Below are 1,510 nucleotides of genomic sequence, written 5' to 3'. Positions count from 1 at the left end.
TACAGGAGCATCCGTCGTGACAATTACCCCAAAAATGGCAAAAGCTTTGGGATTGAAACCAGAAGGAACTGCCACGATGGATACAGCTAATGGTACAGTTGATGTACCCCTGGGTCGCTTGGCCTCCGCTGCCGCAGGAGGTATTGTGGCTAACAACCTACTGGTTGCTGTTAGTCCATCCCTGTCAATTGGACTGCTAGGACACAATTTCTATCAAGATTATGATCTCACGATTAAGCAAGATGTCATTGAGTTGCAGCTTCGTTAATCCGTAAGGTTAAACACACGCTCTTTACAGAGGTTTCCGGAACTCGCCAACAAGAAAGCGATCGCTTAATCAAATCAATCATTTGGGCTTCGGTCAGGGTAGAGGCTGCTTCATCCCACATCACCCTGATCACGCGACCTCTACGAACTAGGAACTCGAAGACAATTTCACCAGCTACCCCTAGGGGTAGGTTCAATCGTTGCAGATGTTGGGTTAAACAGGTTGTCCCTATTTCATCTAATCCCTTAACTCTGACCAACTGTAACCTGTGATGGCTGATTGCCGCTGAGCTTAATATCTCTGACTTCACCTTTTTAATCAATCTAGGACAGACCAAGGTCAATTCAAAATTATCTGGTGATTGATTGGCTAAATAGTCCTCAGTAATAATTTTTGATGCCTGATGGGTACCATAGCGATTATCATTATCATTGAGGCTATCCTGAACTGTCTTAGAAAGAATATAATCCTGAGGGCTCATTTCTGATGCCTGATGGGTATCATAGCGATTATCATTATTACAGGTTAGCTTAGATTCTTGGTACCTGTTTTGCCTATACTCTGACTGTTGAATCCAAGCTTTGCTTTTAACCCCCAATTTCCTATATTCACTTATTGGTAACACAGATCTTGGGATAGGAGAAGACCAGGCGGTGCCAGAAGACAAGGGAGAGAGGGAAAACAGTAAAGATCGGTTGATCTTAGAGTTCTTCGGTTTCCCCTTTTTCCCCTGCTCATCAGGCAAGAATTTGGAATTGATGTCAATTGCTGCTTGTCTCCTGCTCTCGTTATCCCCTGCTCTCAAGCCTGAACGGCACTTCTGTAGCCTGAGTCTATCCTGAATTGCACTAGCAAAAGTACTTTTGATCATGCCTTCCCAGTTAACTCCTTCTGGGATTGTTACTGGTACTTGCATCGATATGAGGTGGTTTTCTCCTGCAACCGGTACCTGATCACTGACAGCTACAAAAGCGGTGTACTGGCACAATAGTTGATAACTCAACGCTGTTTCCGTAACTGCCTCTACCCCAGCTTTGGTTTCACAGCTCAACATTTGCTGCATCAGGTGTTTAATCCTTGCTCTACCCCACAGCTGGGCAATGGCTGGATTGTCGGCTTGATCAAAATTGAGGTTAAATCTTTTCTCGTAGTAACTACCATCCGCCCTAGTACCGGTAATCCTGAGAGTACCAGTAGGGGTTGTTCGGGTAGCGTGGCCTTTTGGCCAAGGTTGGTTTGGGA

The 1,510-nt window shown here is 45.1% G+C and carries 2 protein-coding genes; one reads left to right on the top strand and one right to left on the bottom strand.

Annotated elements, in window-relative coordinates; genetic code table 11:
* Positions 1-268: retropepsin-like aspartic protease family protein (locus tag F6K20_RS38095; protein WP_287298365.1), on the top strand; the 268-nt coding region annotated here is incomplete at its 5' end.
* Here the strand turns inward: F6K20_RS38095 and F6K20_RS38090 are convergent.
* The coding region (locus F6K20_RS38090; protein WP_287298363.1) for an after-VIT domain-containing protein at positions 246-1,510 on the bottom strand (1,265 nt) is incomplete at its 5' end. The genes F6K20_RS38095 and F6K20_RS38090 overlap by 23 nt on opposite strands.

The organism is Moorena sp. SIO2C4, assembly GCF_010672485.1.
GTDB lineage: Bacteria > Cyanobacteriota > Cyanobacteriia > Cyanobacteriales > Coleofasciculaceae > Moorena > Moorena producens.
The sequence above is the reverse complement of the archived record's forward strand: the minus strand, read 5'-3'. Positions and strand labels throughout refer to the sequence as shown.